General features: G+C 37.2%; 2 protein-coding genes and 1 pseudogene. 1 reads left to right on the forward strand and 2 read right to left on the reverse strand.

The features are described from left to right. Positions 1–306: 306 nt before the first annotated feature. On the reverse strand, positions 307–1,926 hold the full coding sequence (locus tag LZZ98_RS15395; RefSeq protein WP_237788589.1) for an oleate hydratase: 1,620 nt from the start codon (positions 1,924–1,926) through the stop codon (positions 307–309). Between the two features lie 444 nt (positions 1,927–2,370). On the opposite strand from LZZ98_RS15395, the gene LZZ98_RS15400 reads away from it, so the two are divergent. Then, a complete protein-coding gene (locus LZZ98_RS15400) occupies positions 2,371–2,967 on the forward strand; it encodes a TonB-dependent siderophore receptor (RefSeq protein ID WP_330848262.1) in 597 nt (198 codons plus the stop codon). Between the two features lie 465 nt (positions 2,968–3,432). On the opposite strand, the pseudogene LZZ98_RS15410 reads toward LZZ98_RS15400, so the two are convergent. Continuing rightward, positions 3,433–3,847: pseudogene (locus LZZ98_RS15410) on the reverse strand (tyrosine-type recombinase/integrase); the annotation flags it as partial.

Raw genomic sequence — 3,847 nt, forward strand, 5'->3', positions numbered from 1 at the left:
GTTGAGTGAAAAATGATTTATGAAAGAGGTCTACTAATGACGTATAAAGTTTTATATAATTTTCCTGTTTATGTGATTTAAAATTAGGTACGTACACCGCCTCAACTTTTTAATAAAGTATAAAAGATGTTTACGTAGACAATAACCTTACTTTTGATAGGCTAAAAGTAAGCAAAAGCCTTTGTTATCCATACAAAACATCCCTGTTATGATGGATAACATATGGCATCTCTGTCACACTCGATGATTTTAAATTAAACGATGTAATAGTAGCAAAAAGCTGTCCCTTCAGTTTATATTAAAAACTTAGTGGAATACTGTTTCCAAAGCTTTCAAACCAACTTTAGGATCAAGTAAACCATTGTAAATTTCAGGGATTTCACGCTCCACCCCAAAGAATTCATAAATGGCAAGCATCGCCCCACGAACTGAATATTCCACAGTAAAGACCACGTCATCTTCAATTTCCACAAACTGTCCAAGGAAAGCAAAGTTTTGTGAGCCTTGCGGAATCACCTGTGGACGATCTCCGGGTTTACGGCAGGCAAACAGAGCAGAGGCATACGGCATCATGGCTGTGGTAACATCCGTCGTTGCCAAAACATGATCTAAAATGTCGTTAAAACCAAGCTGTTTAATCAGCTCTGTTAGAATTTCTTGTCCTGTGGCTTCAGACATTGGTTTCTTGATGTAATCGCCTATATGGTCAATTTGGAAACCGTAGCCCCATAAGGTATATAAACCATCAGGTAAGTCGGCAAAATGTGGCTGTGCGGGAACCACTATGGATAAATGCCAACCTGACTCATACCAAGTCATCAGTGCACCTGTCCCTGGTTCATTGCCTGTATAGTCAATAATGCGTTTAAGCAGCACGTCATCTTTCATGGTCAGGGTGAATGACTCCCACTTATGTTCATCGACATTGCCATAAAAAGTCATTGGGCGGCCAAAGTCTGGGGCTTTTTGTGCTAGAGTTTCCCAAAGCTTCCAGCCATGGTCTTCTCGATTACGAATGAGGGCTGGCACATCATGATTACCACCATAACGCGAGTCTGCGGTAATAGAACCTAAAGTGAAAATGGCTAAATCATTGGCTTTCAGATTAATTTGCTCTGAGCCTTCGGGCAATTGCACATATAGGCGCGAGGCATGGCGTTCTTGGGTTTCAGCATTGGTAATGAAGTCCGCATCTGTGACATAGTGTCCAAAACGTACATCGACACCTTGTGCGACTAGCCAACGCTGTAGGGGTAGAATCATTGAATCATATTGGTTGTACTTGGTACGTTTCACACCCGCTAAGGTATGAATGCGTGGTAACTCTTGAATAAAACGCAAGAAATAGCGTCTCAACTCTGCTGCACTGTGCCATTTTTGAAATGCGAAGGTTGTGCGCCACATGCGCCAGAAATTGGTTTCAAAAAATGCCTCATCAAAAAACTCATCTATGCGACGGCTACCAATTTTGTCTTCTTTTGAAGCCAATAAGCGTAGCATTTGTGCACGATGTAGCGTATTCAGCCCCAGTTTTGCTGCATCAGCAATGACATGTTCGACATCAATCAAACGTGCATTGGCGTGGGTTTGCACTTTTTCATTAAACTCACGACACTCTTCACGCACTGAAATGTCTGGGTTTTCCAAAGATGGTATACTGGAAAATAAATCCCATAGGCATAGATAAGTTTCATCGGTGAGCATACGTCCGCCACGTGTCACCCAAGCTTGTGCGGCATGAGGGGTATGTCCACCGTCCATCGAGCCACCTGAAATATCGCGTTCTTCTAAAATATGGATATTTTTGGCAGGAACTTTGGCATCACGGATTGCAAATGCAGCAGCAGCCATACCTGCGATACCACCACCAATAATCCAAAGATGGGACTGTTGTGCGTCTAATGGGGTGCGCTTCTTCTTTTGCATGGTTCACCTTTAATAATGATGTTAAAAACTATGAAGTATAAAATGTGATTTAGAAAAACCTTAAAAATAGTATGACTTTTTATATATGAAAAATGTATGAAATGGGAAGTAATTTACTCATTATATTTTGTAATCAAAAAAATGTAAGTAATGGTTGTTTTTAATACACATTTGTATTTTTTTTAAAATAAAATATGATTTAAGTAATTGATTTTATTATCTTATAGAGTAATCACTCTATTTTGATCATATTTGTTTGTGTCTGAAGAATGTGTTTGAAACTAGGCTTTCTATTGATCATTAAAAGATATAATTGAATAATGTATAGCCTATACATTGAAATATAAACGTGAAAATTAATTGATAAAGTGAATATTGTAACAACCTTGTTTAGCGTAAAATCGTTACTGATCAGATATTTTTAAACCACAAAGTGCAAAAGATATAAATGATAAGCTTCTAAGTCCAGTTTTAGGAAAAAACTATGAAATTGGAATTAAAGGTGAATATTTTGATCAAAGGCTAAATGCTGGAATCACTTTATTTAGAATTGAACAAAATAATGTTGCTGAAGATACGGGATTAATCAATCAAGCGGGAAATTCTATTTATGAAGCAAAAGATGGTGTAACTTCAAAAGGCGTAGAACTTGAAGTCTCTGGAAAACTTACTGATAACTGGGATCTGAGCGCAGGATTTGCAAATTTTGAAGCAAAAGAAGCTGATGGAGCTAAATTTAATACAAGAGCACCGAGAAGTAATATCAATATTTTCACCAAATATAGTGTGAATGATTTTAGTTTGGGTGCAGGTGTAAATTGGAAAAGTGATACTTACGTAGGTACTGGGAGTAGAAAAGTATCACAAGATGCTTATGCAACGGTTGATGTGATGGCTGCATATAACTTCTCTAAAAATGTAACTGGACCGCTAAATATTAATAATTTGTTTGATAAAACATTTTACTCTGGATATTCAACGAATGCGTATGCTTATGGTGAGCCAGTAAATGGGATGTTAAGTTTGAAATATAAATTTTAACCCTGTGAAGTGCTTTAAGTGATGTTAACCATCCTCCATTTTTTTGATGGAGGATTTTTATTCTTATCAATTGATTTCAAGCTTCGATAGGCTTGTTTTCGTCCTCGTTTGAGTATACCACTGCGTTGTAGGATCAAACTCAATCAAAATGTTTCCATGATTAACGAGAGCTTAGTTATAAGAGAACCAATTGCTTGTTCGATAAATTTTGGTATAGGTTCCTTCATTCGGAAATTATAGTGCTGAAATTGCTGAAATTGCTGAAATTGCTGAAATTGCTGAAATTGCTGAAATTGCTGAAATTGCTGAAATTGCTGAAGAAGTTTAAGAACAGGTTTATGCAACAAAGCCTATTCTGATTATATTTTAATAAAAATCTTTAAAAAGCATCTTCGTGATTATCTGATATTTATTGAAATAACAAGGGGCTTCGACTTGAAGGAAACCTCCTCGATGACTAATTTTTTATTTTTCACAAAACTCAGCCCAATCAGCCATTAATGCTTTGCGTTTTTCGAGGTAAGCCCCACGTAAATATGCAGCTTCGACTTCATCAGGTAGTTTATGCGCAAGCACATGTTCACATACTTCTCGAGGGTAATCTGTTTGGTCAGCTGACTAATCGCGAAATGTTGATCTAAAACCATGCGTTGTAATCACTCGATTTTGTTTGGGGTCAATATAGCCTAAGCTATTTTCTTTAAATTTTTGTTCATGCATTCGTTTAATCAATGTTGTTAATGACATATCAGAAAGCATTTCACCAGTACGTGGGGCAGGGAAAATGAAATCTTGTGCTTGAGTGTGATGTTGGAGTGATTCAAGCAAAGTGATGGCTTCTATAGACAGGGGAACACGATGTTCTTTTTCTGCTTTCATG

Source organism: Acinetobacter sp. SM34 (assembly GCF_022012365.1).
GTDB lineage: Bacteria > Pseudomonadota > Gammaproteobacteria > Pseudomonadales > Moraxellaceae > Acinetobacter.